This window comes from Mesorhizobium argentiipisi (SeqCode) (assembly GCF_037179585.1).
GTDB classification, from domain to species: Bacteria; Pseudomonadota; Alphaproteobacteria; order Rhizobiales; family Rhizobiaceae; genus Mesorhizobium; species Mesorhizobium argentiipisi.
Genome location: NZ_JAPYKO010000001.1, coordinates 438,595 through 462,842, shown reverse-complemented (window position 1 = coordinate 462,842; position 24,248 = coordinate 438,595). Strand labels below are relative to the sequence as shown.

Sequence of the window (24,248 nt, the reverse complement as noted above, 5' to 3'; positions counted from 1 at the left end):
GCAGCTCAACATGCTCCTTTTTTAGCGAGTGGAAAAGTATTGCCGGGCCGACAGCACTTTGAATGCCGGGCCCCGCTGATGCACCGTCCCTCAACTGGGCGTTTCGGCGACCGAGCGGAAGAACGCCTCCGGATCGTCGACTTCGGTCAGCCGCCGCTTGTCGATCAGCCAGAAACGGTTGCCGACGGCGCGGATGAAGGAGCGGTCATGCGAGGCAAGCAGGCAGCTCGCCTGATGCTTCAGCAACTCGTCCTCCAATGCCTCCTGGCCGTCAATGTCGAGATGGTTGGTCGGCTCGTCGAGCAGATAGAAATTGGGATGGATGAGCCTGAGCACCAGCATCATCAGCCTCGATCTCTGTCCGCCGGACAGGACGCCGATCTTCCTCTCCTGCATCTCGATGGCGACGCCGGCTCCGGCGAGCAGCGAGCGGGCGCGCTGCTCGCCGACCTCGAAGCGGCGCGAGACCATCGCCAGCGGCGTGTCGTCGCCATCGATGCCCGACAGCGCCTGGTCGCTGTAACCGAGCACGGTCGACGGCGTCACCTTGATGTTTGCGACCGACCCCGGTTCGGCGACGGCGTCGCGGATCATCGCGATGAAGCGTGTCTTGCCGACACCGTTGCGGCCAAGCAACACGATGCGATCGCCTTGGCAGATGTGGCGCTTGCCGGTCCTGAACAGCAGCGTGCCGTCAGGGGTTTCGACCGCCGCGTCCTCCAGCGTGATCAGCACCTTGGCGTGGGTGCCGCGGTTCGCCAGCTTGATCGCACCGGCCGAGCGCTCGCGATGCGCTTGTATGGCGGCATCCTCCAGCTTCTCGGCCCGTTCCTTGAGGTGCTTGGTCTTCACCGTCAAAAGGTCGCTGCCGGAATTGATGCCGATATTGTTCAACTTGGCGGCCTGCTTGCGCAGTTGCTGGGCGATCTTCATGTCGCGCTCGAACTTGCGCGCCGTCGAGGCGTCGAGCTCGTCGAGCGCCTGCCGGGCATGGGAATAGGGCAGCGCGAACACCGGCGACTCTTCCGGGCGCAGGAAAAGCGTTCGGTTGGTGGTGGCATCGAGGAAGGCGCGGTCGTGGCTGGCGATGATGACCGGCACGTCGCGCGGCAGCGTGTTGAGCCATGTCTCGAGCTGGCTGATCCTGGCGAGGTCGAGATGATTGGCCGGCTCGTCGAGCAGGAGCACGTCCGGATCGGTGACCCAGACGCGGGCAATCAGCGCCAGCCGCTGCCAGCCGCCGCTCAGCGCGCGCATCGGCCGGCCGCGCAGTTCCTCCGGCACCTCGAGCGAATCCAGCACGACGTCAACGCGCCAGAACTCGCTGTCGCGCTGTTCGGGCGGCAGGGCATCGGCGACGACATCATGGAAGCTGCGGTCGAGCAGCGCGTCGGCAACGGATTGCTCGACATGACCGACGCGCAGGCCGCGCGACCTTGCTATATCGCCGGTGGTGGGTTCGAACGCGCCCACCAGGCATTTGAGAAGTGTGGACTTGCCACGGCCATTGGCTGCGACGATGCCGAGCCGGTCGCCGGCGCCGATGATGAGGTCGAGGTTGGAGAAGAGCGGCGCACTCATGGTTACGCCGAGGGATTTGAGGCTGATCAGGGCCATGTCGATTTCTCTGGTCTGCCCGGAGGAACTCGGGCTGTGATGCACTTTGACGGTGCGCCGGCGGGCCATCAGGCCAGATTCAGCGACACCACGAAGGGCAGACCAAAAATCGAAGCGGGAAAACCCGGACCGTCCTGGTCAGCCCTGCAAGCAAGCTCGCAGGGCACAGACAGGGCCGCGCTGACGGTGGCGATAAAAATGCACGCAGCCCTCCTTTGCTGGACGTTCGAGTATGGGCAGGGGTTACACCAAAGGCGTGGCCGATGGCAAGGGCGCAGCCTGGGGCAGCGATTTGGCCCGTCGCGGAAAAGGGTCGAGAACGAGCATGCAGCCGGCAATGATCGCGACCGCGCCTAAACCCTGGACGGCCGAGAGCGGCTCCTTGAGCAGCATCGTGCCGACCAGGACGGCGACCACCGTGACCGCGAATTCGACGCTGATCGTCTTGGAGGCGCCGATGCTCGCGACGAGGCGGAAATAGACGACATAGGTCAGCGCGCTCATCACGCAGCTGAGGATGGCGAGATAGAGGAAATCGACGATGTGCGGCATCGCCGGCACCGGTACGAAGAACAACAAGGGCAACGTCATCAGCCCGCCGAAAAGGAAAGCCGCGCTGGTGACTTCGAGCGAACCGACCGAGCGCAGGTGGCGGCTGACATAATTGCTGCCGAAGGCCGCCGAAAACGAGCTGAATAGCGAAGCGGCGCAACCGATGAGGAAAGACGGCGTCACCGGGACCGCCGGGAAGCCGACCAGAAGCCCGATGCCGGCCGTGCCGATCAGCAGCCCCGACAGTCCACGCAGCGTGATGCGCTCCAGGCCCCACAGCTGGCCGAGGATCATCGAAAAGAGCGGGATGGCGGCGACGAGGATAGCGGCCATTGCGGTGCCGATACGCGGCGTGGCGAAGGAAAGCCCGATCAGCTGGGCGGCGACCGTCGTGGCGCCGACCGCCGCGAAGTGGCGCCAGCCGGCGCTGAAGTCGAGCCGCCGGCGCGTGGCCATCGCCAGCAGGAACAGTGCGCCGCCGGCAATCAAGGCACGCAACGTCACCGCGCCGATCCAGCCGAAGGCCTGAACCGTTTTCAACAGGACAAGAAAGGACAGCCCCCAGGTCAGGGCCAGGAAGACATAGGACGCGATGTCTCTGGGTTTCATGTCGGCGGCGGCAGGATTGAGAGCGGAGGACGGAGCCGTCGCCTAGCGTTTGCGCGTGCACATGGCAAGCGGAGGCTGATGGGCCAGCTTCCTTCCCGCCTCGCGGCTGCAGCGATGTCCTTACTGTCCTGGCCGTCCCGTCTTGCTCGGCCGCCGTTTCTGCCGGCGCTCGTCGGCCGGATCCTCGTAAGAGCCGATGCCTGAGCGTTGGCGGATGACGGGCTTGTCGTCGCGCGCTTCGGTTCTGGCGGCATTCGCCTCCGGCGAGACCGGCTGCGGCTTCACCGGCTTCTTGCCCTCGACCGGCTTCTCCGTGCGCCGCACCGTCATCTCGTCGAGCGAGTTCTTGCGGAACAATGGCTTGGCCCGGTCGCCAGGAATGCCGAAATCGGAGCCATGCGCTTCCTGCGCGCTCTGCTTCTTGAACAGCGAGCGTGACACCGCGCCGGCGGGCGTCGCCATGTCCGTGCCGGGTCCCATGTCGTCGATTGACGGCTTGGCGAAGAGCGGTTTCTTCACCGGCACGGCGCCGTCGGCGCCCATCTCGTCGAGATGCGGCTTGCGGAAGAGGTTAGGCCGGTCAGCCTTTGCCGCCTCTTCGGCCGCGCGTGCCTCATCGAGCTTGCGGAAACGCTCCTGTTCCTCAGCCGTGCGATGTCTGGCCACGCCCTTGTTGTGCTTGCCCTTTTCGCGGCCTGATGCAGGACTTTGGCTTTCCACCTCGCGCGCCAGCGGGTCGTCGGAGATGGCAAGCTCCATCTCACGCAGCCGCTTGATCTCGTCGCGGATGCGGGCGGCCTTCTCGAAGTCGAGATTGGCGGCGGCGTCGCGCATCTGCTTGTCCAGCGCCTCGAGATGCGTCTTCAAATTGTTGCCGATCATGGCGCCGGCATCGTCGGTGAACTGAGAAATGTCGGCGCGGACATGGTCCTTCTCGTAGACCGAGTCGAGGATATCGGCGATGCGCGACTTGACCGATTCCGGCGTGATGCCGTTGGCGGCGTTCCACTCCATCTGCTTCTCGCGGCGGCGGTTGGTCTCGGCCATCGCCCGTTCCATCGAGCCGGTGATCTGGTCGGCATAGAGGATGACCTTGCCGTCGACGTTGCGGGCGGCGCGGCCGATGGTCTGGATCAGCGAGGTTTCGGAACGCAGGAACCCTTCCTTGTCGGCGTCGAGGATGGCGACGAAGCCGCATTCGGGAATGTCGAGGCCCTCGCGCAACAGGTTGATGCCGACCAGCACGTCGAAGGCGCCGAGACGCAGGTCGCGCAGGATCTCGATGCGCTCCAGCGTGTCGATGTCGGAATGCATGTAGCGGACGCGGATGCCGTTCTCATGCAGATATTCGGTGAGGTCCTCGGCCATGCGCTTGGTCAGCACGGTGACCAGCGTGCGATAGCCGGCCCGGGTGGTGTCGCGGATCTCGCCGACAACATCGTCGACCTGGCTCTTGGCCGGACGCATCTCGACCGGCGGATCGATCAGGCCGGTCGGGCGGATGACCTGCTCGGCGAAGACGCCGCCGGACTGCTCGAGTTCCCAGGCGCCGGGTGTCGCCGAAACCGCCACCGACAGCGGGCGCATGGCGTCCCATTCCTCGAAGCGCAGCGGCCGGTTGTCCATGCAGGACGGCAGGCGGAAACCATACTCGGCCAGCGTCGCCTTGCGGCGAAAGTCGCCGCGATACATGCCGCCGATCTGCGGCACGGTGACATGGCTTTCGTCGATGAAGATCAGCGCGTTATCGGGCACATATTCGAACAAGGTCGGCGGCGGATCGCCCGGCCGGCGGCCGGTGAGGTAACGCGAATAGTTCTCGATGCCGGCGCAGGAGCCGGTCGCCTCCAGCATCTCGAGATCAAAGCGCGTGCGCTGTTCCAGCCGCTGCGCTTCCAGCAAACGCCCAGCCTTTTCAAGCTCTTGCAGGCGATGCTGCAGCTCTTCCTTGATCGACTTGATAGCTTGATTCAAGGTCGGGCGCGGCGTCACATAGTGCGAGTTGGCGTAGATCTTGACGCTCTTCAGCTCGCCGGTCTTCTGACCAGTGAGCGGATCGAACTCGGTGATCTGTTCGATCTCGTCGCCGAACATCGAGATGCGCCAGGCCCGGTCTTCCAGGTGAGCGGGAAAGATCTCGATCGTGTCGCCGCGCACACGAAACGAGCCGCGCACGAAGTTGATGTCCTGGCGCTTGTATTGCTGGGCGACGAGATCGGCGAGAAGCGAGCGTTGGTCGAGCCGGTCGCCGACCTGCATCTGGAAGGTCATGGCCGTATAGGTCTCGACCGAGCCGATACCATAGATGCAGGACACCGAGGCGACGATGATGACGTCGTCGCGCTCCAGCAGCGAGCGCGTCGCCGAGTGGCGCATGCGGTCGATCTGCTCGTTGATCGAGGATTCCTTCTCGATATAGGTGTCGGTGCGGGGGACGTAGGCCTCCGGCTGGTAATAGTCGTAATAGGAGACGAAATATTCGACCGCGTTCTCGGGGAAGAATTTCTTGAACTCGGCATAGAGCTGCGCGGCAAGCGTCTTGTTGGGCGCCAGGATCAGGGCAGGGCGCTGCGTCTCCTCGATCACCTTGGCCATGGTGAAGGTCTTGCCCGAGCCGGTGACACCGAGCAGCACCTGGGTGCGGTCGTTCCGGTCGACGCCTTCGACGAGGTCCTTGATGGCGGTCGGCTGGTCGCCGGCGGGCTCGAAATCCGACACCATCTTGATGGCAATGCCGCCTTCGGACTTTTCCGGCCGGGCCGGACGGTGCGGCGTCCACAACTGGCCGTCCTTGTGCAGCGGATTGCCGGATTCGATCAGCGCCGACAGCGCCGCGACAGTCGCGGTGACGCCGCTGGAGGAAACCGACTCGGCATCCTCCAGGCTGATGTCGAGGCCGGCTACCGGGTTGAGGCCGGCGGCCGCGCGCTCCTTGGCCGACGCGGCGCCGCCCATCGAGGTGCCGCGCGCGGTGCGCCCGGGCGCCGACGAGCGTTCAGGGATCTTCTTCGGGGCTTTCGCCTTCGGCTGCTTTTCAGCTTCACGCTCGATCTGCCCGGCCCAATCGGAGATCGAGCCGGTCAGCGGCGCGCCGGAAAAGTCGGCCTGCGGCGCTTCCGCGAAGCCGCCGGGCTCCAGCGGTTCGGCGGCATCGAGGAACTCGGTCAGCGGACTGCGCCGGTTCGGCGCGCCGTCTTGCGAAGGCGTCTTCTTGTCAGGATGTCTGGCCATGGCCCGAATATGGGTGGACTCGGCCGAAATGGAAAGAGCCGAGTGAAAGGGCTCCGGCCGCGCGTGGACGCTGCTGACAGAAGGCTGTCAGGAGGGGCGTCATGATCCGATGGGCCCGGGATCGTCCGCCTCCGCCATAGCAACAGCGGCAAGCGCCTTGGCGACGGCGGCCGCGCGGCGGGCCTTCGGTCCGTCCACCGGCCAGACCAGGCGGCGCTTGATGGTCAATGCCGGAACCTCGCGGGCAATCTCGACGAGTTGGCCGGAGCCGAGATGCTCCCTCAGCACCAGTTCGCTGGCAAGCAGCGCGCCCATGCCGGAAATCGCGGCCTGCGCGGCCAGCACGGTCAAGGGGAACCGCGGTCCGTGGTCGATGTTCTGGCGCTGGCGGCCGGCGGCGGTGAACCAGTTTGCCCATGTGGGGTAGACGTCGTCGCCCATCGTCTGGTCGATGTGGAGGAGGGGCAGGCGGTCGAGCACTTCGGCGCTGTCTTGATCTGTGCGGTTCCCGATCAACGCCCGGGCACAGGCCGGGATCACCCTTTCGGTGAAGAGGTCGGCCGATGCGAGGTCCCTGGCCGAGCTGGTGCGGTAGCTGATGGCGAGGTCGATGCCTTCCTCCAGCATCGAATCCAACGCGATCGACACGACGATGCGCACGTCCAGTCTGCCGAGAGCCGCGCCGACCTTGCCAAGGCGCGGCGCCAGCCAAAGCGAAGCGAAGGACGGATCGGCCGCGATGGTGAAGGTATCGGCGCGGCGCTCGAACCGCAGCCGCCGCAGCCCGGAGGCCAGCGCGTCGAAGCCGCGGTCGATGTCGGGCAGCGCCGCCTGGGCAATGCGCGTGAGCGCGATGCCGTTGCCCTCGCGCCGAACCAGCTTGACGCCAAGCCGGTCCTCCAACTGCCGCAACTGATGGCCGACGGCGCCCGGTGTCACGCCGAGTTCGTCGGCGGCGCGCGTCAGGCTGCCGGTGCGCGCGGCGGCGGCCAGCGCACGCAAAGCCGACAGAGGGAGGTCGCGAAGAGGTGTCATGGATTGAGAGTACCTCAAAACTAGCGAAAACAAACTCGTTTGCACGAAAGCGGCGAGCGCCCCATTGTTCTTTGAAGACAGCTCAATCCAAGGAAGACGCCGCCATGCTCGATATGCAAACGCAGTCCGTCCCCGCCGGCCAGGCTCTTGCGGCACCATGCTCGTTGCGGTCGATGCGTAACGAAGGAACACGCATCGCGGTCGAATTCGATGGTGGCAGCGCCGGCCGGCTGTCGATGCTCTGGCTGCGACTTGCCTGCGAATGCGAGATATGCGGCGACACCGCTTCCGGGAAGCGCTGGCTGACACCGGCCGAAATTCCCGCCGATGTCCGGGCAATTTCGATCGAGATCTCGTCGGGCGGGACGATGGACGTGGTCTGGCAGGACGGCCATGTCTCGCGCTTCGAGGCGGGCTTCCTCGCGGCTCATGCCGGGCAGGCCGCTGGCCTTGGCGGGCCACGCTTTCGGCCGGAACTGTGGAGCAGCGACCTCGCGGCTCGGCTCCGCCGTTTCGCCTTCGACGCCGTGGTCGAGAACGACGAGGCGCTTTTCCAATCGCTGCGCGCTTTGCGCGACCACGGCATCGCCATGCTGACCGGCGTCCCGGCCGAGCCTGAGGCGACGCTGCGTGTCGCCGGCCGCTACGGCCCGGTGCGCGAGACCAGCTACGGCAAGGTGTTCGATCTTATCTCCCGGCCCGATGCGCGGGTGGCAGGGGAAACGGCGCGCGCGCAGATCCCGCACACTGACGAGCCGTTCCGCTACTCGCCGCCGGGCTTCATCTTCTTCCACGCCATCAGGATCGGCGCCGGCAGCGGCGGCACGTCGCTGATGGTCGATGGCTTTCATGTCGCCGAGCGGATGCGCAGGAACAGACCGGAGCTCTTCGATCTGCTGACCAGTCATGGCGTCACCTTCCATCGCGAGCATGCCGGCGAAGTGTTCTTCAGCGCCGAGGCGCATGTCATCAGCCTCGACGCGAGCGGCGCCGTCACCGGCATACGCTACAACGACCGCTGCCTGGCGCCGCAGACTGGCTCGATCGATGAGATCGACGGTCTGATCGAGGCGCTTGCCGAACTGACGCGGCTGATCTGCGATCCGGCGAACCAGTTCCAGCACCAGCTGCAGCCCGGCGAGGTGCTGGTCTTCGACAATCAGCGGGTGTTGCACGGGCGGACAGAATTCGATCCGACACTGGCCGTCCGTCACCTCAGAAGCTGCAACCTGGACCGCGACGGCGTCCACAGCGCCTTCCGCACCCTGGCGCGCCGCTTCGCGCCGGAAGAGGCGGAAGCAGTGCTTTATCAGGGCGCAATTTTCTGACGATAGCCAGGGGGACGGCGTCGACCTCGAAGGTTCGGTTCCTCGCCCCCGCCAGAGGCGGGGGAGAGGTGTCCGCGAAGCGGACGGAGAGGGGGTTTCGTAAGGCGGAAGCCCTTCTCTTCAAAGCGCTTTCGTCGCGCGGGACCGGCGCCCCCCGCTCCGTCTCGGCTTCGCCGAGCCACCTCTCCCCCATTTCATGGGCGAGGAACCTAAGATCGCGGCCCTCAATTGAACCACAGCGCAAAGGTCAAAAAGCCGGCGCCGCCGAACTCGCGCTGGATCTGGTCGAAATCGTCGCTGGTGAGGATCTTGCCGCTTTCGAGATAGGGCGCGATGCCGGGGCCGGTGATCGAAAGGACGAGGTCAAAAGGTTTCGGCTCGTCGAAGAAGCGCTTCATGTTGATACCCTTGCCGGTGATGCGGAAATGCGGCAGCAGCGCGCGACCTTCGAGAAGATCCTCGGCTACCGTCAGCGTGGCGAGCCAGGCTTGCACCTGTTCCTCGCCGACCTCCAGCCCGGTCAGCGGGTTGATGCCTTTCTGCTGCGGTCCCGGCAGCCATTCACGGTCATTGTCGGTCTCGGCCAGGATCGATTTCCAGTCTTCGCGCGACAGCCGGATCATCTCCAGCAGGTGGCGTCGCGCGGCCTGCCGGCGTTCCGGCTCGATCACCGGCCAGTTGACGAGATGCACCAGCGAAATGAAGTCGGCGAAGCGCCATTCCGAGGCGAACATGTTGCCGCTCATGCCGCCGTCCAGTGGCACAAGCGTGTCCTGCAATGGCAGTTTCGCGCGCGGGAACAGCATGTGGAACGAGCCGTCGAAGGCATTGCGGAAATCATGCGCCAGCCAGAAATCGGTCTGCGCCATCAGGAACTCGGCATAGCCTTGCAGCCAAAAACCGTCGGCGCGGTCGAAGCGGAAGGTGAGCGAAGGCGCGGCATCGCTCGGTTCGACGCTGCCGCGTGAGAGCGACGCCATGATGGCGGCGATGCTTTCGTCGGGCGCGAGCTTGCCATCCTCGTTGAGGTCGATGCCGACATGGGTGAGATCGACCACCATGCCGATATCGGCATCTTTTGGCACGGAGCCGAGCGTGGCGGCGGATTTCTCGAGTCGGTCACGGAAGACGACCAAGATGGCGCGGAATTCTTCGTAGGTCAGCGGCTGCGGGTTGGGATTGTCGGGCACGGGCAACCGCATCAGGGGCAGCATGAAGGATTTCGGGCTCTCGAAACCGTGGCGATGCAGGCCGCTAGCGAGGAGCTCAAGCGCGGTGAAGAATTCGCCGGCGCCGGCCGCATATGCCGAGGCCGGGTCCTTGGCCGCCGCCGCCTCCAACGTCGACAGCGCCGTGTTCCGGTCGGCCACGCTCTTTGCCTCGAACATGGACTTGGCCGCGTCCGGCATCTCCGCGTAGGCAACGGACGCCGGCAGGAATGCAAGCAAGGCTGCTGCAAGGATCATTCTACGCATCGTCATCGCCCTCCACTGCTCCACGTCGCGAGCATACACGCATTTGGCTCAAGGCGTCCTCCGCCCCGTGCCGATCTGCGAGCCCGCTTTCGGAACGGCGCCTGGCTTCAACCCGCGACGCAGACAGTCTACACAGGGCGAAACTGGATGGGCCCGTGTCGAACTATCCGCTTGCCTATAAACTGTCGTGGCTGCCGCGCTTGCTGAGACCGTCGCTTGCCGGCGACAGAAGCGGCTTCGCGGCGCCCGCGGCGACGTTGCTCGATCCGCAGCCCATGCGGAAGGTGCGGCTGGCATTTATCGGCGACATTTCGGCGGTCACCAATCGCGATGCGCCGGAATGCGATCCGGCGATCGCCGCGCTGCTTTCGTCCGCCGATCTCGTGGTCGGCAATTGCGAAAGCCCGATCGTCGAACGCGCACGGGCGGTGATGGGCACGCGGCTCGGCACGCATCATGCGATGAGCGAGCCTTTCCTGGCCGATGCGCTCGCAGCCGCCGGCATCGCGCGCGACAGGCTCGTTCTGTCCTTGGCCAACAACCATATGCTCGATCAGGGCATCGCCGGTTTCGAGGAAACGCTCGCGGCGCTGAACCGGCTCGGGATCCGAACCATCGGCACGGTTGCCGGCGGGCCCGTCCAGCGTCATGCGGCCGGATCGCTGACGATCGGCTTTGCGGCCTTCACGCTCTGGCGCAATACGGATGCCGCGCCGTTCGAAGAACGCATCTCGATGCATGCCGCCGAATGGCCGAGCGACGCCGTGTCCGGCATCGATCTCACCTGCGCCGTGCCGCATTGGGACTGGGAGTTCCGGCATTTTCCACGGCCTGCGACCCGGGCGTTGGCCAGGCGACAGGCGGATCACGGCGTCCGGCTGATCGCCGGGCATCACGCGCATGTCGTGCAGCCCATCGAGCGCATCGGCGACAGCCTCGTCGCCTACGGCCTTGGCGATTTCCTCGGCACTGCCCTCGCCAGACTGCCGTGGCCGGCACGCATCAGCTCGGTATTCGTTGTCGATGTCAGCGCGGATGCCGGTACGCGGGGCGCCATCGTCGCCTACAAGATGCATTTCTTCGTGCGGCTGCGGGCAGGCAACCATGAGCGGCTGCTGCCGATCGAAGTTCTGGATGGAGCGCTCAAACGGCGGGTCGCGGCCCGACTGGTGGCGATTTTTTCCATGTCGGAGAACTAGCCGCCGATCGCCGCGAGCGCAGGCGACTTTCGCGCAAAAGCCGCTATCATGGCCGCATCTCAGCGGCGGCCGGGGGTGGCCATGGAAGCAGCAGATTTCATGCCGAGCGAGGCGGTGATCGCGGGCATCAGGCGCGGCATCGAGGACCATGAAGCGAAGCGGGCGTCAGTCCAGAGACAGGTCCGCCGGCGGGTGCCCGTCTTTGTCGGCCTGGTCATTGTCTTCGTCGCGCTGATAGCCTGGCTGTTCAACGCCGCCGCCGATCCTCACGAACAGTGGCTCTCGACACCGCATGTCTTTCTCTATCTCGGCGGCCTCGTTGTCGCAGTGCTGCTCTATTTCCAGGCGCTGAGGCCGGCGACCCGGCTGCAGCAATCCTTCCGCGACACATTGCTGCCGATGATCTTCGGTTTCGTGCGTGACATGCGCTACCAGCGCGGCGCGCGGCCGAACTCCTTCGGCAGGATGCCGCGCGAAATCGTCGGCGCCTTCAATCGGCAGAGTTTCGACGATGTCATTTCCGGACGCTACGAGGATTTTCCCTTCGAACTCTATGAGGCGAAGCTGTGGGAAGGCTCCGGCAAAAGCGAGACGACCGCCTTCAAGGGCGTCATCGTCGCCTTCGAGACCATCGAGCCGTTCCCGGGAACGCTGGTCGCGGCGCGCAGGGCCGGCAAGGTGGTGCATTTCTTCCGCGGCATGTTCGCCGGCAAGATGCAGGAGCTGTCATCCGGCGTCGAAGACCTCGATGAGACCTATGAATTCCGCACTGACAATGTCGAGGCGGCGCGGCCGCTGGTGACCGGCCGGATGGCGCGGGCGCTGACCTGGCTCCGCGAGACATGGCCCTATGACCAGGCGCGGGTGGCGCTCAGCCGCAGCGACGGCTTTCTGTTGATGCCGCGATCGAAGAACTTCTTCGAGCTGCCGGATATCTCGCAGCCGATCGATTACAACAGGCACGTCGCGCCGATGATCACCGATCTCGGCGCGATGCTGGCCACCGCCGCGCTGGTGCGCAAGATCGGTGCGAAGGACGAAGCGGCCGGATCAGACGGCAAACCGCTCTGATGCTCAGCAATCGAAGCCGTATTGGGCGCGCATGTACTCGGCCTCTTCCTTCGACATCTTCTTGAGCATCACGCAGACGGTGAAGCTGCCGACCTGGCGGCCGTTCCTGGTGTAGCCCCAGTCGGAGATGTCGTCCCTGGTGAATTCGATGTTCTGGCCAAGGACGACGTTGCGAACGATTTCCGGCTCGTTCGCCAATATGCCGACGAAGCCGTTGGCGGTCCGCTTGAAGGGAATGACCCAGAAATGCTCCGTCGCCTTTCCGTCGACGATCATCACCTTCAGCTTGAACTTGTCGGTCCCCGGCGGCGGAGCGTCGGACAGGTTCAGGAATTCATCCAGGCTGGATCTCGCCTTCTCGATCGCCGCCGCCATCTCGGCGTCGTCGGAAGCGATCATCATGGCTTTGTCGTCGCTTTGTGCGCGGGCGTGGAAAGGAACGAGCGCCAGCAGCAGGCATAGCGCGATACGAACGGCAATTGTCATGACACCCCCCGGTGAACGCCAATATCCTGGTGCGTTATCTTCGGGCAATGTGTCGGCTTAATCAATCCGATCTGCGGTTGCGAAGCGGCCCTACGCCATTGTCAAGGGTAATGATAAGGGAATGGCTTCACTTCTGCTCGGGCCGACCTGAACTTGGGCAGGCTTACAGCCCGGTCAATCCGGCCAGCCAGTTCGCCGAGCGCTTCGCCGCGTCAACCGTTGCGCCGGCAGCGCGGCTGAGGTCGGTCTTGACCACGGCATAGCCGGCCTTGGTGCGGTAAAGCACCGCGCGGCCGCCATCGACCGACCTATCGAAGGCGACCGGCTTTGCCGATTCCGTTTCGCTGGCCGTCACCGTTCCGCCGACCGGAGCGCTCGGGCGATGATCGAGCTCGGGCGGCAGCGGGGCGATGGTTTCGACGACGCGGTTCCTGGGCTTCAAATCCGGCCTGGAGGCTTTCGCGGCAAGCTCGGAGGAAGAGGCCGAGCCCTTGACGCGGCAGATGCCTGAAACAAGCGGATAGTTGAAATTGCGCTGGTGCAGCATCTGGCTCTTCATCGCCGCTTCGCAGTCGGCGATTGTCGCCCATTTGGCCGGCGTTTCACCGATATATTCGCACAGCTTGGCGTCGCAGTCGCAGCCGACAATGGTCATGGCGACAAGGGCGGTCTTGATCACGGTCTTGTCCCTTCGAAATTGCCCCTCTCCACCCGGTTGCATCAATCCATGCCGAACAAGGCGGGATTTGGCCGCCATTGTGAAATGTGGATGACGGGACGTTTCCGAAGGTTGCTCAGCCGGCGACTGTGACCGAAATGCCTCAGTCCTCGGTGTAGACATGTTCCAATTTGGCACCGGCCTTGGCGAGCGCCGGCAGGACCAAGTGCAGCTTGTGCACGGCGCCGGCCAGCGCGGCGCGGTACATGTCGGGTAGTGGCGGATTCGTAGGCCTGACAGGAGGCGACGCCGTCCTCAAAAAGACAGTCGGCGCTGGGATTTCTCCCAGCGCCTCCCTGTCAGATCAGGAACCAGTCCAGCCAGCAACTTCCGTAAAGTCGTCGCGCCAGGCCAGCCTTGATTTTGACGGTCCTGCCAGTCGCCACCCGGGGGCGGCGCCCGTTCCAGACCACGCCGATCTCCACCCTTGCGGGCTTCGCCCAGCGTGCCATCGAAGGTTTTTACCGGCCTTCATGGCAGCATCGGTCCGCCGTCGGCGTTGGCACGCTTTCCGCGGCACCCGTAGGTCTCGGCATCCGTCCCTCCAACAGGCGAGCCTGCTCTCGTTCTGGGCCGTACGGGCCTCAGGAAATCCGCCTTGCGCTTTTGCCTTTCGGCTGGGCGTTCGGTAGCCGCCTGAGATGGGTTGAATGTACGCCGGGTAAGGGGTCTGGGGAATGCCGGCGCGCCTGTGGATAGCGGGATTATCGGGGACCAGTGGCAAAAGTCTCGGAATCCGCCGGCCGAACCGCTTAGACAGCATGCCCCGCTTTTCTGTGACCGCTGGACGTTGGAGCCTTGCTCCGTCGCCCGGTCCGCGTTTCAATGTCGGCAAAAGAGTTTGGGCCGGCAAAAGACTTTGGATGCCCGCACAGGGGCCGCCGCACATTTTGCGCGACTTGCCTCGGGGGAGGTCGACTTGAAAGTCGGGGTGGTTCTCAATCCGATAGCCGGAGGCGGCAGGCTCAAGCGGCATTGGGCGGAGGCGGCGGCGTCGCTCAAGACGAATTTCGGTGATTTCGACCTGCGCGAGACGCAAGCCCGCGGCGATGCCGAGCGGCTGGCGATCGACCTCGCCGCGGGCGGGTGCGATCTGGTGATCGCGGCAGGCGGCGACGGCACCGCCAGCGAGGTGGCCGACGGGCTGCTGCAGGCACGGCACGAAACCGGCAAGGAAACCGCGCTTGGGCTTCTGCCTTGTGGTGCCGGCATCGACTTCGCACGCGGGCTTGGCCTGCCGCGCGGCATTGACGCCGCGGTCAAGAAAATCGCCGATGCCGAGGGCCGCAAGATCGACGCCGGACGCGTCTGCTACATCGACGACCACGGCGCGCTGGCAAGCCGCCACTTCATCAACATCGCCAGCCTCGGCCTGTCCGGCGCGACGGATCGCGCAGTCAATGCCGACAAGCGCAAGGGCAGGGTCTCGGCGAAGGCGCTGTTCTTCTGGCGCACTGTCGTGGAGTTCATCCGCTACCGCTTCCAGGATGTCCGGATCACCATCGACGACGGCGAGCCGGTCGAGGCGCGCATGGCGCTGGTGGCGGTGGCCAACGGCAAATTTTTCGGCGGCGGCATGATGATCGCACCGGACGCCGAGCTCGCCGACGGCCAGTTCGACATCGTCATCCTGCGGGCCGCCGGCAAGCTTGGTTTGATCCTCGACCTCCGCCTGCTCTATGGCGGCCGGCATCGCGACCATCCGGCAATCACCATCCTGCGTGGCCGCAAGGTGCTCGTCGAGCCGCTCGGCGATGCAGAGAAGAACGGCGCGCTGGTCGACATAGACGGCGAGTCGCCAGGCCGGATTCCGGCGACGTTCGAGATGCGGCCCGGCGCGCTGACGCTGAGAGGTTGAATCAACTGGCTGAGGGTTTGATTCAGCCGGTACGGCCAGATGCTTGAAACAGCTGGCTAAATATTTGCCGGGTTACAGTTCGAGCTTGGCCGGGAAGCCCGGCGCGCGAAGCTCCGTGCCGACTTCATCCTCCAGCAGCTTGACGATCTGGGTCGACCAGGCGCCACCGCCATAGGCGCGTTTTCCCTCCTCGAAAATCGCGTTGACCCGTGACGCCAGATCGAGCGGCGTGCCGAAATCCCTGCCCATGGCAAGCGCGAAGCCGAGGTCTTTCAGCGCCAGGTCCATGGTGAAGCCGATGTCGTAGGAGCCGTTGAGCACCAGCTGGCTCTCGGTCTCGTGGACGAAGCTGTTGCCGGAAGAGGCGACAATGGCGTGGTAGGCTTGCGCAAGGTCGAGGCCGCCCTGCTTCGCCAGCATCAATGCTTCGCCGGCAGCGACGAGATGAATGAAGGCGAGCATATTGGTGATCACCTTGATCACTGCCGCCGAGCCGATCGGGCCCATCAGGAAGGATTTCGCGCACATCGCCTCGATGGCCGGCCGATGGCGTTCGTAGAGCGCCGCGTCGCCGCCGACGAGCGCCGTGATCTTGCCTGCCGCCGCCAGATGCACGCCGCCGGTAACCGGACATTCAAGCGTCTCGATGCCCTTGGCCGAGGCGAGGGCCGCCAACTGCAGGATATCGTCACGGCCATTGGTCGACATCTCGATCCAGGTGCCGCCCGCGGGCAGGCCCTGGAGCAATCCGTCGGGGCCGGCGAGCACTGTTTCGCTGACCTTCGGCGAGGGCAGGCAGGTGATTGCATTGCCGGCGCGGGCAGCGGCCTCGGCGGGGCTGCCCGCCGCCGATGCACCGAGCGCGACAAGGCGCTCGACCGCCGCCGCGTCGCGGTCGAAGACGGTGACGGCAAAGCCGTTGCGCTGCAGGCTGGGGGCAAGGTTGCCGCCAAGATGGCCAAGGCCGATGAAGGCGTAAGGGAGGGTCACGGCATCAGCGGCGTCTGCATCATCTGTAGGTGCAGGTCCTTGCCGCTATAGGGATGGGCCTCGCAGACCGCCTCGTTGAGCTCGACGCCGAGGCCGGGCTCTTTCGAGGGGATGACGTTGCCGTCCTGCCATTCGATCTTCTTCTTGAGCAGCGTGGCGTGAAAACCGTCCCACTGCTTGAGCGATTCCAGGATCAGAAAGTTGGGCAGCGTCACCGCCAGCTGGATGTTGGCGGCGCCGACGATCGGGCCGCAGTAGCAGTGCGGCGCCACTTGGATGTGATAGGCCTCGGCCATGGCGGCGATCTTCTTGGTTTCGAGAATGCCGCCGGAGCGACCGAGATCCGGCTGCAGGATGGTCGCGGCGCGGTTCTCGATGACGCGGGCGAACTCGAACTTCGTCGTCAGCCGCTCGCCGGTAGCGACCGGGATCGATGTGCCGCGGGCGACTTGCGCCATCACCTCGGGCATGTCAGGCGGCACCGGTTCCTCGAACCACAGCGGATCGTAAGGCTCGATGGCGCGCGCCATGCGCAGAGCGCCGGATGCGGTGAACTGGCCATGCGTGCCGAACAGGATGTCGGCCCTGGTGCCGACCGCCTCGCGGATCGCCTTGATCATGCGCGCCGACAGGTCGATGTCGATCAAGCGCGGCTGGTGGCCGTCATAGGCGGTGTAGGGGCCGGCCGGGTCAAGCTTCACGGCGTTAAACCCTTGCTCGACATATTCGAGCGCGCAGGCGGCAGCCAGGTCCGGGTCGTTGTAGACGTTCTTGCCGCGCGCATCTTCCGAATGGACGCTGCCGGTGTGCGGGTAGAGGTAGGTGTAGGAACGCAGGGTTTCGTGGACTTGGCCGCCGAGCAGCTTGTAGACCGGCTTGCCGGCTTCCTTGCCGACGATGTCCCAGCAGGCCATTTCGAGCGCCGAGAAGCAGCCCATGCCGGAGACGTCGGGGCGCTGGGTGAAGCCGGACGAATAGGCTCGGCGGAAGAAATTCTCGATGTCGTGCGGATCGCGGCCGACGAGATAGCGCTCGGCCATGTCCTCGATCATCGTCGCGGTGACATGCGCGGAGAAGGTCGCGTTGTAGGCCTCGCCATAGCCGACCACGCCGCCATCGGTGGTGAGCTTGACGAAGATGAAATACTTGCCGCCGATGCCGGGCGGCGGGTTGCCGACAACCCAGGTCTTCACGTCGGTGATTTTCATTTGTGATCCTCCAGAACCAGGTCGGCGCCTTTCCATCCGGTCAGGATCGCGGCGGCGTTGGTGTTGCCCGTGATGTTGTCGGGGAAAATCGAAGCGTCGATGACGCGCAGACAGTCCAGCCCATGCACCCGAAGCCGCGGGTCGACGACGGCGCGCGCGGCGTCCGGCCCCATGCGGCAGGTCGAGACCGGGTGATAAACGGTGCCCGAGCGTTTCCTGAAATCCTGGATCAGGTCGGCGTCCGACTTTATCGACGGGCCGGGCAGCACTTCTTCCTCGATGATCTCGGCCATCGCCGGCATAGAGGCGATCTTGCGCACGAACTTCACCGCCGCCAGCATCTCGTCGACATCGGCATTGGTCGAATAGGCGTTGGGCGTGATCCTCGGATAGTCGCGCGGATTGCTCGAGCGGATCATGATCTCGCCGCGGCTCGACGGGCGGCAGTTGGACAGGCCGATCGAGAAGCCCGGCCAGGGGTCGGGCGTGAGAATCGGCCGCTCGCCGCTCTTCGGGATCACCGTCGAGAAGGCCTGGAAGTAGAGCTGCATGTTCGGCCGCGTCATCGACGGGTCGGTGCGGAAGAAGCCGCCGGCATTGTTCATCGACAGCGACAGCGGACCGGAGCGCAAGAGGATGTATTGCATGCCGACCAGAAGCTTGCCCCACCATGGGCGCAGGATCTGGTTGAGCGTCGGCAGCTTGCCCTTGAAGGTGTAGTTGATGCCGACATGGTCCTGCAGATTGGCGCCGACATTTTCATTGGCGTGCACGACCGGGATGCCGAGGTCGGCCAGCAATGCCGCAGGGCCGATGCCGGACAGCTGCAGCAGCTGCGGCGAGTTGATCGAGCCGCCCGACAGGATCACTTCGCGGCCCGCGTGTGCCGTCTTCTTCTGCCCGTTCTGCTCATATTCGACGCCGACAGCGCGCTTGCCCTCGAACAGGATTTTCGTCGCCAGGGCGTTGGTCTCGACACGGACATTGCCGCGTTTCATCGCCGGCCGCAGGAAGGCGCGGGCCGCCGACATGCGGCGGCCGTTTTTTGTCGTGATCTGATAGACGCCGACGCCTTCCTGAGAGGCGCCGTTGAAGTCCAGATTGAACGGCAGCCCAGCCTGCTGAGCGGCGGCAAGGTAGCGCTTGGTCAGCGGGTGCACCGCGTTCGTGCAGTCGGTGACATGCAGCGGGCCGCCGACGCCGCGCCATCGGTCGGCGCCCGCCGCATTGTCCTCCAGCGCCTTGAACGACGGCAGGAGGTCCTCATAGCCCCAGCCCGGATTGCCGGCCGCCGCCCAGGCGTCGAAATCCTCGCGAGCGCCGCGGATGAAGACCATGGCGTTGATCGAGCTCGAGCCGCCGAGCAGCTTGCCGCGCGGCCAGTGGTCGGCATTGTTGCTGAGACCTGGGTCGGGCTCTGCCTTGTAGTTCCAGTTGACGGCCGGGTCGAAGAAGGTTTTGCCGTAGCCGAGCGGCATCTGGACGTAGAATCTTTGATCGGTTCCGCCGGCCTCCAGCACCAGCACCGAGAAGCGGCCCGACGCCGACAGCCTGTCGGCAACGACCGAGCCGGCCGAGCCGGAGCCGACGATGATGAAGTCGTAAGTCTGCATGATAGAAGGGCGGGCTCCGCAACGTTGGGCTTACCCTAGACATTGCAGGCTTGCGGCGTCGCCGTGGCTTCCGGCATGGCTTGTGAAAAAAGCGACCGGCGCAGTGGCGCACATTTCGCTTTTACCAGAGCTTGCGACATGGCGGTCGCATTGATACGCAACAGCAGCTGCCCTTTAAGGATTTCGCCATGGTGCATTACGCGGACGGAAAACCCCTTGGCGATCTGACCTTGCGCACGCTCGCCATGCCGTCCGACGCCAATGCGGCGGGCGACATCTTCGGCGGCTGGGTGATGGCGCAGATGGACCTTGCCTGCGGAATCCGCGCCGCCGAGCGCGCCAAGGGTCGAGTGGTCACTGCCGCAGTCAAGGAGATGTCCTTCGCCAAGCCGATGAAGATCGGCGACACGCTTTGCATCTACACCCATGTCGAACGCGTCGGCCGCACCTCGATGGTGCTCAAGGTCGAAGCCTGGGCGCAGCGCTACCTTTCCGACCTGATGGAGAAGGTCACCCATGCCGATTTCGTCATGGTGGCGCTCGACGGCGAAGGCAAACCGAAGCCGGTTCCGGCCGAGAGCTGACAAACCCTGATTCTCCTCCAGGCCTGCCGTTTTGTAACAATACCCGCGCCGGAGATGCGCTTCGCGACATCCAATGGTTGCCTTCGCGTCCCACTTTGAGGGCGCGAGGGGAAAACAATGCGTCAACACATGCTGAACGGCTGGCTCGTGGCCGCCCTCATTGCTCTGGTCTGCCTGCTCGGCATAACGGCCTACATGGAAGTCAGCAAAGACCTTCCACGCGTCGCCTGTATGCGGGGCCCGAAGGCGATTGACAAGAAGGCCTCGCAGGCGAAGAACTGCTCGACGACGTGCTGCGGCAGCACCATCCGGAGCGCTTGATCGCTGGCCGGCTAAAGACAGCCATCCTTGTCCAGGCAGTTGCGCAGAGACGCTGGCGAGGCTGACTGCGGGGCTGCAGCGGATCCGTCAAAGTCGGAAGGTGAGACAGGGCCTGTGCCGAGCCGCACGACGCATCCAATGGTTCAGAAATCCTTGAACTTCAAGGATTTCAGGCCTGATGGCCGTCGAATCTCGCGCGCGCTTCGCGGACCCGATTGGTGTTCTTGCGGGCCCATTCGCCGAGCGCGCCGACCGGCACGAGCAGCTCGTGGCCGAGCTCGGTCAGCTCGTAATCGACGCGCGGCGGAATGGTCGGAAACACTTTGCGGGTGACGAAGCCGTCGCGCTCCAGGCCGCGCAAGGTGGTGGTCAGCATCTTCTGCGAAATGCCGCCGACGGCGGCGCGCAATTCGTTGAAGCGCATCGCGCCGCCGCCGAGCTTGCCGACGACGAGCACGGTCCATTTGTCGCCGACCCGTTGCAGGATTTCCGACACGGCCCGGCAGTCCTCGGTGTTGTGCGGGTGCCTCAGTAACAAAAACGTGCCTCCTTGCGCGCTGATTTGTCAGTATCACATATAGCGCCGGTATCCAAACGATACCAGAAATTCCCGCAAGGAGAGCCCCTTATGTCCAAACCCAAAATCGCCATTGTCGTCGGTTCGACGCGCGCCGCCCGCTTCGCCGACGTGCCGACGCAGTGGATCGCCAAGATCGCCAAGACACATGCCGATATCGACGTCGAGATCGTCGATCTGCGCGACTGGCCGCTGCCCTTCTTCGACGAAGTCGCCTCCTCCGCCTGGGCGCCGTCGCAGAACGAAGTAGCGCAGCGCTGGCAGAAGAAGGTCGCCGAGTTCGACGGCTTCATCTTCACCGCCGCCGAATACAATCACGCGCCGACCGGTGTCTTGAAGAACGCCATCGACTACGCCGCCAATGAGTGGAACAAGAAGCCGGCCGGCTTTGTCGGCTATGGCTCGGTCGGCGGCGCGCGCGCGGTCGAACAGCTCCGCCTGATCGCCATCGAGCTGCAGATGGCTCCCGTCAAGTCGGCCGTGCATATCGCCTGGGGCGATTTCCTTGCGGTGCGCCAGGGCGAGAAGAAGCTCGAGGACATCGAGCATCTGAACCAGGCCGCCGCCGCGCTGGTCAACGACGTCGCCTGGTGGGCGAAGGTGCTGAAGGCTGCCCGCGCCGCCGACGCGATCGCCGGCGAAGCGCAGGCCGCCTAAAGCGCCTGCGTAATCATCCTCCCGGAGGGCGGCGCTTGCGCCGCCCTTTTTTATTTTTGGGAACCCGAGCTACCTGTCTTGCCTGGAGTCCAGTTTGATCCCTTCAAGCCGTCGCACCTGCGTTCGGGTTTGGCCGGTCACTTGACCGCTCGGGACGACGCGTTAGGTGCAGGCCCCAATCCGCTGAAGACGAAGACAGGACAGTCGTGGAGGAGCGGAATGCCCTGGCTTGGCAGATGGCGTAATCAGTACGGGTCCGTCCTCGACATCACCGGCGAGGAGGGCGGCCGGATTGAAGGCACGTTTCGTACGGCGCTCGAAGACAGCAGCTTCCATGGACAGACCGTGCCGATATCCGGCATCGCGCATGGCGACGTGATTAGAGTAACGGCCGCCGGCGAGGGTACGGCCGGCCCCGCCGCGGTGAGCTACACCGGCATATTGCGGGACGGCAAGCTGGAGACGATGTGGCTGACGGTGGCAGGCAGCACCATCACCGGCAAGGAGGGCGAAACCGCTTACCGCAAGCGGGTAGGAACCTGGCGTGCCTTTGGCATCAGCCTCGACACCTTCGTCCGAGAATAGCCAAGCCGACGAGAGATCCCTGGCTGATGTTCATGGTGATGGTCAGAGCCGGCCCTCCATGAGCAGCTCGCGGGTGCGCTTCAATGTGGACAGCAGGGCAGCTTTGTAGCCTTGGTCGCCATCGAACTGCGCCTGTTCGGCCTGCTCCTCGGGGCCGTTCGGCTCTTTGCCGCGCAGGCCGAGATAGCAGTAGAAGCGCAGATGGAGCGTGCCGTCGGCGCTCTCGAACAGTTCGTTGATGATCGCGCCCTCGCGCGGCCCGGTGGCCTGGAAGAATGTGACTTTGCTTTCCGGTTCAAGCGTGATGATCTCGCGCAGATCTGCACCCGCGATGGTCGCTTCGCGCACGAAATGCGTCGCGCTTTCTTCCACGACATCGCAGCGGGTGCAGAGGCCGGGCGGCAGGAATTCGCGGGCGTCGCGGGCCTTGAGCTCCAGGCCGGCCCACGCTTGTGCACGGGTCAGCCTGGTCGCGCCTTCCGGGTTCACCGGGACGGTGGCGGTTGAGTAGATCATAATCGTATCCTTGGGATTGATGTTGGGGTGGCAGGCTGCCGCCGGCGTCAGGCCGAGGCGGCGATTTCTGCGGCGAAGTCGCGATAGGTGCGCAGCGGACGGGCCAGCAGCTTGGTCAGGCGGTCGACGTCGCCAGCGTCGGGAATCATGCCCTCGCTGATGAAGCGCTCGCCCATCAGGCGCATGTCGAATGCCATCCAACTCGGCATGAACTGCCGCAGGTTCTGTTCGAAGCCTGCCAGGTTTTCGCCGGGGTAGGCGATCTGGCGACCCAGAACCTCGGTCCAGATGCCGGCGACATCCGTGCCGGTCAGCGTGTCGGGACCGACGAGGTTGATCCGGTCGAGCGGGAGGGCAATTTCGGCCTGCTCGCGGCGAAGCAACTCGATCGCCGCGACCTCGGCTATGTCGCGCGCGTCGACCATTGCCAAGCCTTTGCTGCCGATCGGCATCGGATAGACGCCATAGCTGAGGATCACGTCCTTGATCATAAGCTCGTTGTTCATGAAATAGGCGGGACGAAGGATGGTGGCGTTGAGGCCCATCTGCTCGATCATCCGCTCGACAGCGACCTTGCCGGCGAAGTGCGGCACGTTCACGTAAAGCTCACCATGGATCACCGACAGGTAGACGATGCGTTCGATGCCCGCCTCGCGGGCCAAGTTGAGCGCGATCAGCGCCTGGGTGAATTCGTCCGGCACCACGGCATTGAGCAGGAATAGGGTGGAAACGCCCGAGAAGGCGCTGCGCAGGGAATCGACGTCGAGCAGGTCGCCCTGCACCACGGCGACGCCCGCAGGGAAGTTCGCCTTCGAAGGGTCGCGGACAAGCGCACGGACATCGGCCCCGCGCTTGACGAGTTGGTTGACGACTTGGCTGCCGACATTGCCGGTCGCGCCGGTAACGAGAATGGTCATGGGGTTCACTCCGGGTTTGGGTCAAAAGACATCCCGTAAATGAGTGATCCACATTCGAACCGATAGGTGCCATATCTGGACACCTCGTCTCAATGGTGGAACAGATGGACCTTCTCGCCCTCGCTGATTTCAATCTGGTTGCCCGGCACGGAGGGTTTGGAAAGGCGGCGCGCGCCGCGGGGCGCCCGAAGGCGACCCTGTCTCGCCGGGTCGCGGAACTGGAGGCCGCCCTCGACTTGCGTCTGTTCGAGCGCGGGGCGCGCGCGCTGAAGCTCACCGAGGAAGGACGGGCGCTCTTCGAGCGGACGGGAGCGTTGCTGACCGAACTGGACGAAACCGCGACGGCGATCGCTTCGGGCGGGCACACGCCGCGGGGCAGGCTGCGGATCAGCGCGCCGCTGCTCTTCTCCCAAACTGCGATGGGGAAGCTGGCCGCCGGGTTCGCGCTGAAATATCCGGAAATCCGGCTCGAGGTCACGACGGAAGACCGGGCCGTCGATATGATCGAGGAGGGATACGATCTGGTGATCCGGGTCAATCCTGAGCCCGATGAAAGTCTTGTCGGACGGGTGTTCCTGCGCGACCGGCTGGTCGTGGTCGCGAGTCCGGGCCTCGCCAGACCGCCCGACGATCTCGCCGTTCCGGCCGTCGTGCGGGAGTCCGGCGATCCCGTTGCCGGCTGGGACATCGTGGCGCCAACCGGACGGTCTCGTATTGCGATTGAGCCAGTCCTTCGCCTTTCGTCACTCCTCATGTTCCGCGATGCCGTCCGGGCGGGCGTCGGCGCCGGATGTTTGCCGATCTCGCTTGTAAGTCATGATCTGGCTGCTGGAACGCTGGTGCATTGGGGAGATGTCGACGGCCCGGATATCGCCATCTGGACGCTCTATCCGTCCCGACGCTTGCTCAGCGTCCGCGTATCGGCGTTCCTCGACTATTTGAAGCAGGCCTTTCCCAAGGGGACCCCTGACGAATTGGCGGCCTACATCGGCGGATGAGACGGAATGATCGAACGCTGTCTGGCGCCTCCGCCTTCTTTATGCGGCGACCCTGTACAAGTTGGGAGCGGCAGCCTGTTGGTAGGCCTGCCGGAAAGCAGAC

General features: G+C 64.6%; 22 protein-coding genes. 9 read left to right on the top strand and 13 right to left on the bottom strand.

The features are described from left to right. Positions 1-90: 90 nt before the first annotated feature. The 4 genes from O7A05_RS02130 to O7A05_RS02115 all read right to left on the bottom strand — a co-directional run bounded on the left by O7A05_RS02130 (position 91) and on the right by O7A05_RS02115 (position 7,044). Complete coding sequence (locus tag O7A05_RS02130) at positions 91-1,617, bottom strand: ABC-F family ATP-binding cassette domain-containing protein (RefSeq protein WP_337091278.1); 1,527 nt, start codon at positions 1,615-1,617, stop codon at positions 91-93. Between the two features lie 243 nt (positions 1,618-1,860). Further along, the gene (locus tag O7A05_RS02125) at positions 1,861-2,778 is read right to left on the bottom strand and encodes a DMT family transporter (RefSeq protein ID WP_337091277.1); all 918 of its coding nucleotides are present in this window, start codon (positions 2,776-2,778) and stop codon (positions 1,861-1,863) included. A 120-nt stretch (positions 2,779-2,898) separates the two neighbouring features. Next, on the bottom strand, positions 2,899-6,009 hold the full coding sequence (gene uvrB / locus O7A05_RS02120; protein WP_337091276.1) for an excinuclease ABC subunit UvrB: 3,111 nt from the start codon (positions 6,007-6,009) through the stop codon (positions 2,899-2,901). 99 nt (positions 6,010-6,108) lie between these two features. After that, complete coding sequence (locus O7A05_RS02115; protein WP_337091275.1) at positions 6,109-7,044, bottom strand: LysR substrate-binding domain-containing protein; 936 nt, start codon at positions 7,042-7,044, stop codon at positions 6,109-6,111. 104 nt (positions 7,045-7,148) lie between these two features. Between O7A05_RS02115 and O7A05_RS02110 the strand changes: the two genes are divergently transcribed. Beyond that, positions 7,149-8,372, top strand: coding sequence for a clavaminate synthase family protein (locus O7A05_RS02110; protein ID WP_337091274.1), 1,224 nt, complete (start codon positions 7,149-7,151; stop codon positions 8,370-8,372). A 224-nt stretch (positions 8,373-8,596) separates the two neighbouring features. Here O7A05_RS02110 and O7A05_RS02105 read toward each other — a convergent pair whose 3' ends face one another. Beyond that, positions 8,597-9,847, bottom strand: coding sequence for a hypothetical protein (locus tag O7A05_RS02105; protein ID WP_337091273.1), 1,251 nt, complete (start codon positions 9,845-9,847; stop codon positions 8,597-8,599). A gap of 155 nt (positions 9,848-10,002) precedes the next feature. On the opposite strand from O7A05_RS02105, the gene O7A05_RS02100 reads away from it, so the two are divergent. Further along, a complete protein-coding gene (locus O7A05_RS02100) occupies positions 10,003-11,046 on the top strand; it encodes a CapA family protein (protein ID WP_337091272.1) in 1,044 nt (347 codons plus the stop codon). Between the two features lie 81 nt (positions 11,047-11,127). After that, a complete protein-coding gene (locus O7A05_RS02095; RefSeq protein ID WP_337091271.1) occupies positions 11,128-12,117 on the top strand; it encodes a DUF3137 domain-containing protein in 990 nt (329 codons plus the stop codon). Positions 12,118-12,120: 3 nt separating this feature from the next. Here O7A05_RS02095 and O7A05_RS02090 read toward each other — a convergent pair whose 3' ends face one another. Both O7A05_RS02090 and O7A05_RS02085 read right to left on the bottom strand, forming a co-directional pair. Further along, on the bottom strand, positions 12,121-12,603 hold the full coding sequence (locus O7A05_RS02090) for a YegJ family protein (RefSeq protein ID WP_337091270.1): 483 nt from the start codon (positions 12,601-12,603) through the stop codon (positions 12,121-12,123). 163 nt (positions 12,604-12,766) lie between these two features. Next, entirely contained in the window at positions 12,767-13,282 is a 516-nt protein-coding gene (locus O7A05_RS02085; RefSeq protein ID WP_224587768.1) for a hypothetical protein, read from the bottom strand. A gap of 958 nt (positions 13,283-14,240) precedes the next feature. Here O7A05_RS02085 and O7A05_RS02080 point away from each other — a divergent pair. Beyond that, positions 14,241-15,179, top strand: a complete 939-nt coding sequence (locus O7A05_RS02080) for a diacylglycerol/lipid kinase family protein (RefSeq protein ID WP_337091269.1) — start codon at positions 14,241-14,243, stop codon at positions 15,177-15,179. Between the two features lie 72 nt (positions 15,180-15,251). Here the strand turns inward: O7A05_RS02080 and O7A05_RS02075 are convergent, their stop codons facing one another. The 3 genes from O7A05_RS02075 to O7A05_RS02065 are packed head-to-tail and all read right to left on the bottom strand — an operon-like array spanning position 15,252 to position 18,990. After that, positions 15,252-16,169: an NAD(P)-dependent oxidoreductase gene (locus O7A05_RS02075; RefSeq protein ID WP_337091268.1), complete on the bottom strand. Its 918-nt coding sequence runs from the start codon at positions 16,167-16,169 to the stop codon at positions 15,252-15,254. Continuing rightward, entirely contained in the window at positions 16,166-17,377 is a 1,212-nt protein-coding gene (locus O7A05_RS02070; RefSeq protein WP_337091266.1) for a mandelate racemase/muconate lactonizing enzyme family protein, read from the bottom strand. Before O7A05_RS02070 ends, O7A05_RS02075 begins: the two co-directional genes overlap by 4 nt. Beyond that, a complete protein-coding gene (locus tag O7A05_RS02065; RefSeq protein WP_337091265.1) occupies positions 17,374-18,990 on the bottom strand; it encodes a GMC family oxidoreductase in 1,617 nt (538 codons plus the stop codon). Before O7A05_RS02065 ends, O7A05_RS02070 begins: the two co-directional genes overlap by 4 nt. Positions 18,991-19,178: 188 nt before the next feature. On the opposite strand from O7A05_RS02065, the gene O7A05_RS02060 reads away from it, so the two are divergent. Together O7A05_RS02060 and O7A05_RS02055 are read left to right on the top strand one after the other, a co-directional pair. Continuing rightward, positions 19,179-19,574, top strand: coding sequence for an acyl-CoA thioesterase (locus O7A05_RS02060; protein WP_042646168.1), 396 nt, complete (start codon positions 19,179-19,181; stop codon positions 19,572-19,574). A gap of 117 nt (positions 19,575-19,691) precedes the next feature. Further along, positions 19,692-19,895 (top strand): hypothetical protein, encoded by a 204-nt coding sequence (locus O7A05_RS02055; RefSeq protein ID WP_337091262.1) that lies wholly within the window; start codon positions 19,692-19,694, stop codon positions 19,893-19,895. Positions 19,896-20,064: 169 nt separating this feature from the next. Here O7A05_RS02055 and O7A05_RS02050 read toward each other — a convergent pair whose 3' ends face one another. Further along, a complete protein-coding gene (locus O7A05_RS02050) occupies positions 20,065-20,433 on the bottom strand; it encodes a winged helix-turn-helix transcriptional regulator (protein WP_337091261.1) in 369 nt (122 codons plus the stop codon). A gap of 90 nt (positions 20,434-20,523) precedes the next feature. Between O7A05_RS02050 and O7A05_RS02045 the strand changes: the two genes are divergently transcribed. Together O7A05_RS02045 and O7A05_RS02040 are read left to right on the top strand one after the other, a co-directional pair. Continuing rightward, a complete protein-coding gene (locus tag O7A05_RS02045) occupies positions 20,524-21,129 on the top strand; it encodes an NADPH-dependent FMN reductase (RefSeq protein ID WP_337091260.1) in 606 nt (201 codons plus the stop codon). A gap of 219 nt (positions 21,130-21,348) precedes the next feature. Beyond that, the gene (locus tag O7A05_RS02040) at positions 21,349-21,714 is read left to right on the top strand and encodes an avidin/streptavidin family protein (protein ID WP_337091259.1); all 366 of its coding nucleotides are present in this window, start codon (positions 21,349-21,351) and stop codon (positions 21,712-21,714) included. A 42-nt stretch (positions 21,715-21,756) separates the two neighbouring features. Here the strand turns inward: O7A05_RS02040 and O7A05_RS02035 are convergent, their stop codons facing one another. After that, the gene (locus O7A05_RS02035) at positions 21,757-22,230 is read right to left on the bottom strand and encodes an SRPBCC family protein (RefSeq protein WP_224636577.1); all 474 of its coding nucleotides are present in this window, start codon (positions 22,228-22,230) and stop codon (positions 21,757-21,759) included. A gap of 47 nt (positions 22,231-22,277) precedes the next feature. After that, positions 22,278-23,147 carry an SDR family oxidoreductase gene (locus O7A05_RS02030; RefSeq protein ID WP_337091258.1) on the bottom strand — a complete coding sequence of 290 codons (870 nt, stop codon included), beginning with the start codon at positions 23,145-23,147 and terminating at the stop codon, positions 22,278-22,280. Between the two features lie 104 nt (positions 23,148-23,251). Between O7A05_RS02030 and O7A05_RS02025 the strand changes: the two genes are divergently transcribed. Then, positions 23,252-24,145 carry a LysR family transcriptional regulator gene (locus O7A05_RS02025; protein ID WP_337091257.1) on the top strand — a complete coding sequence of 298 codons (894 nt, stop codon included), beginning with the start codon at positions 23,252-23,254 and terminating at the stop codon, positions 24,143-24,145. Positions 24,146-24,248 lie beyond the last annotated feature (103 nt).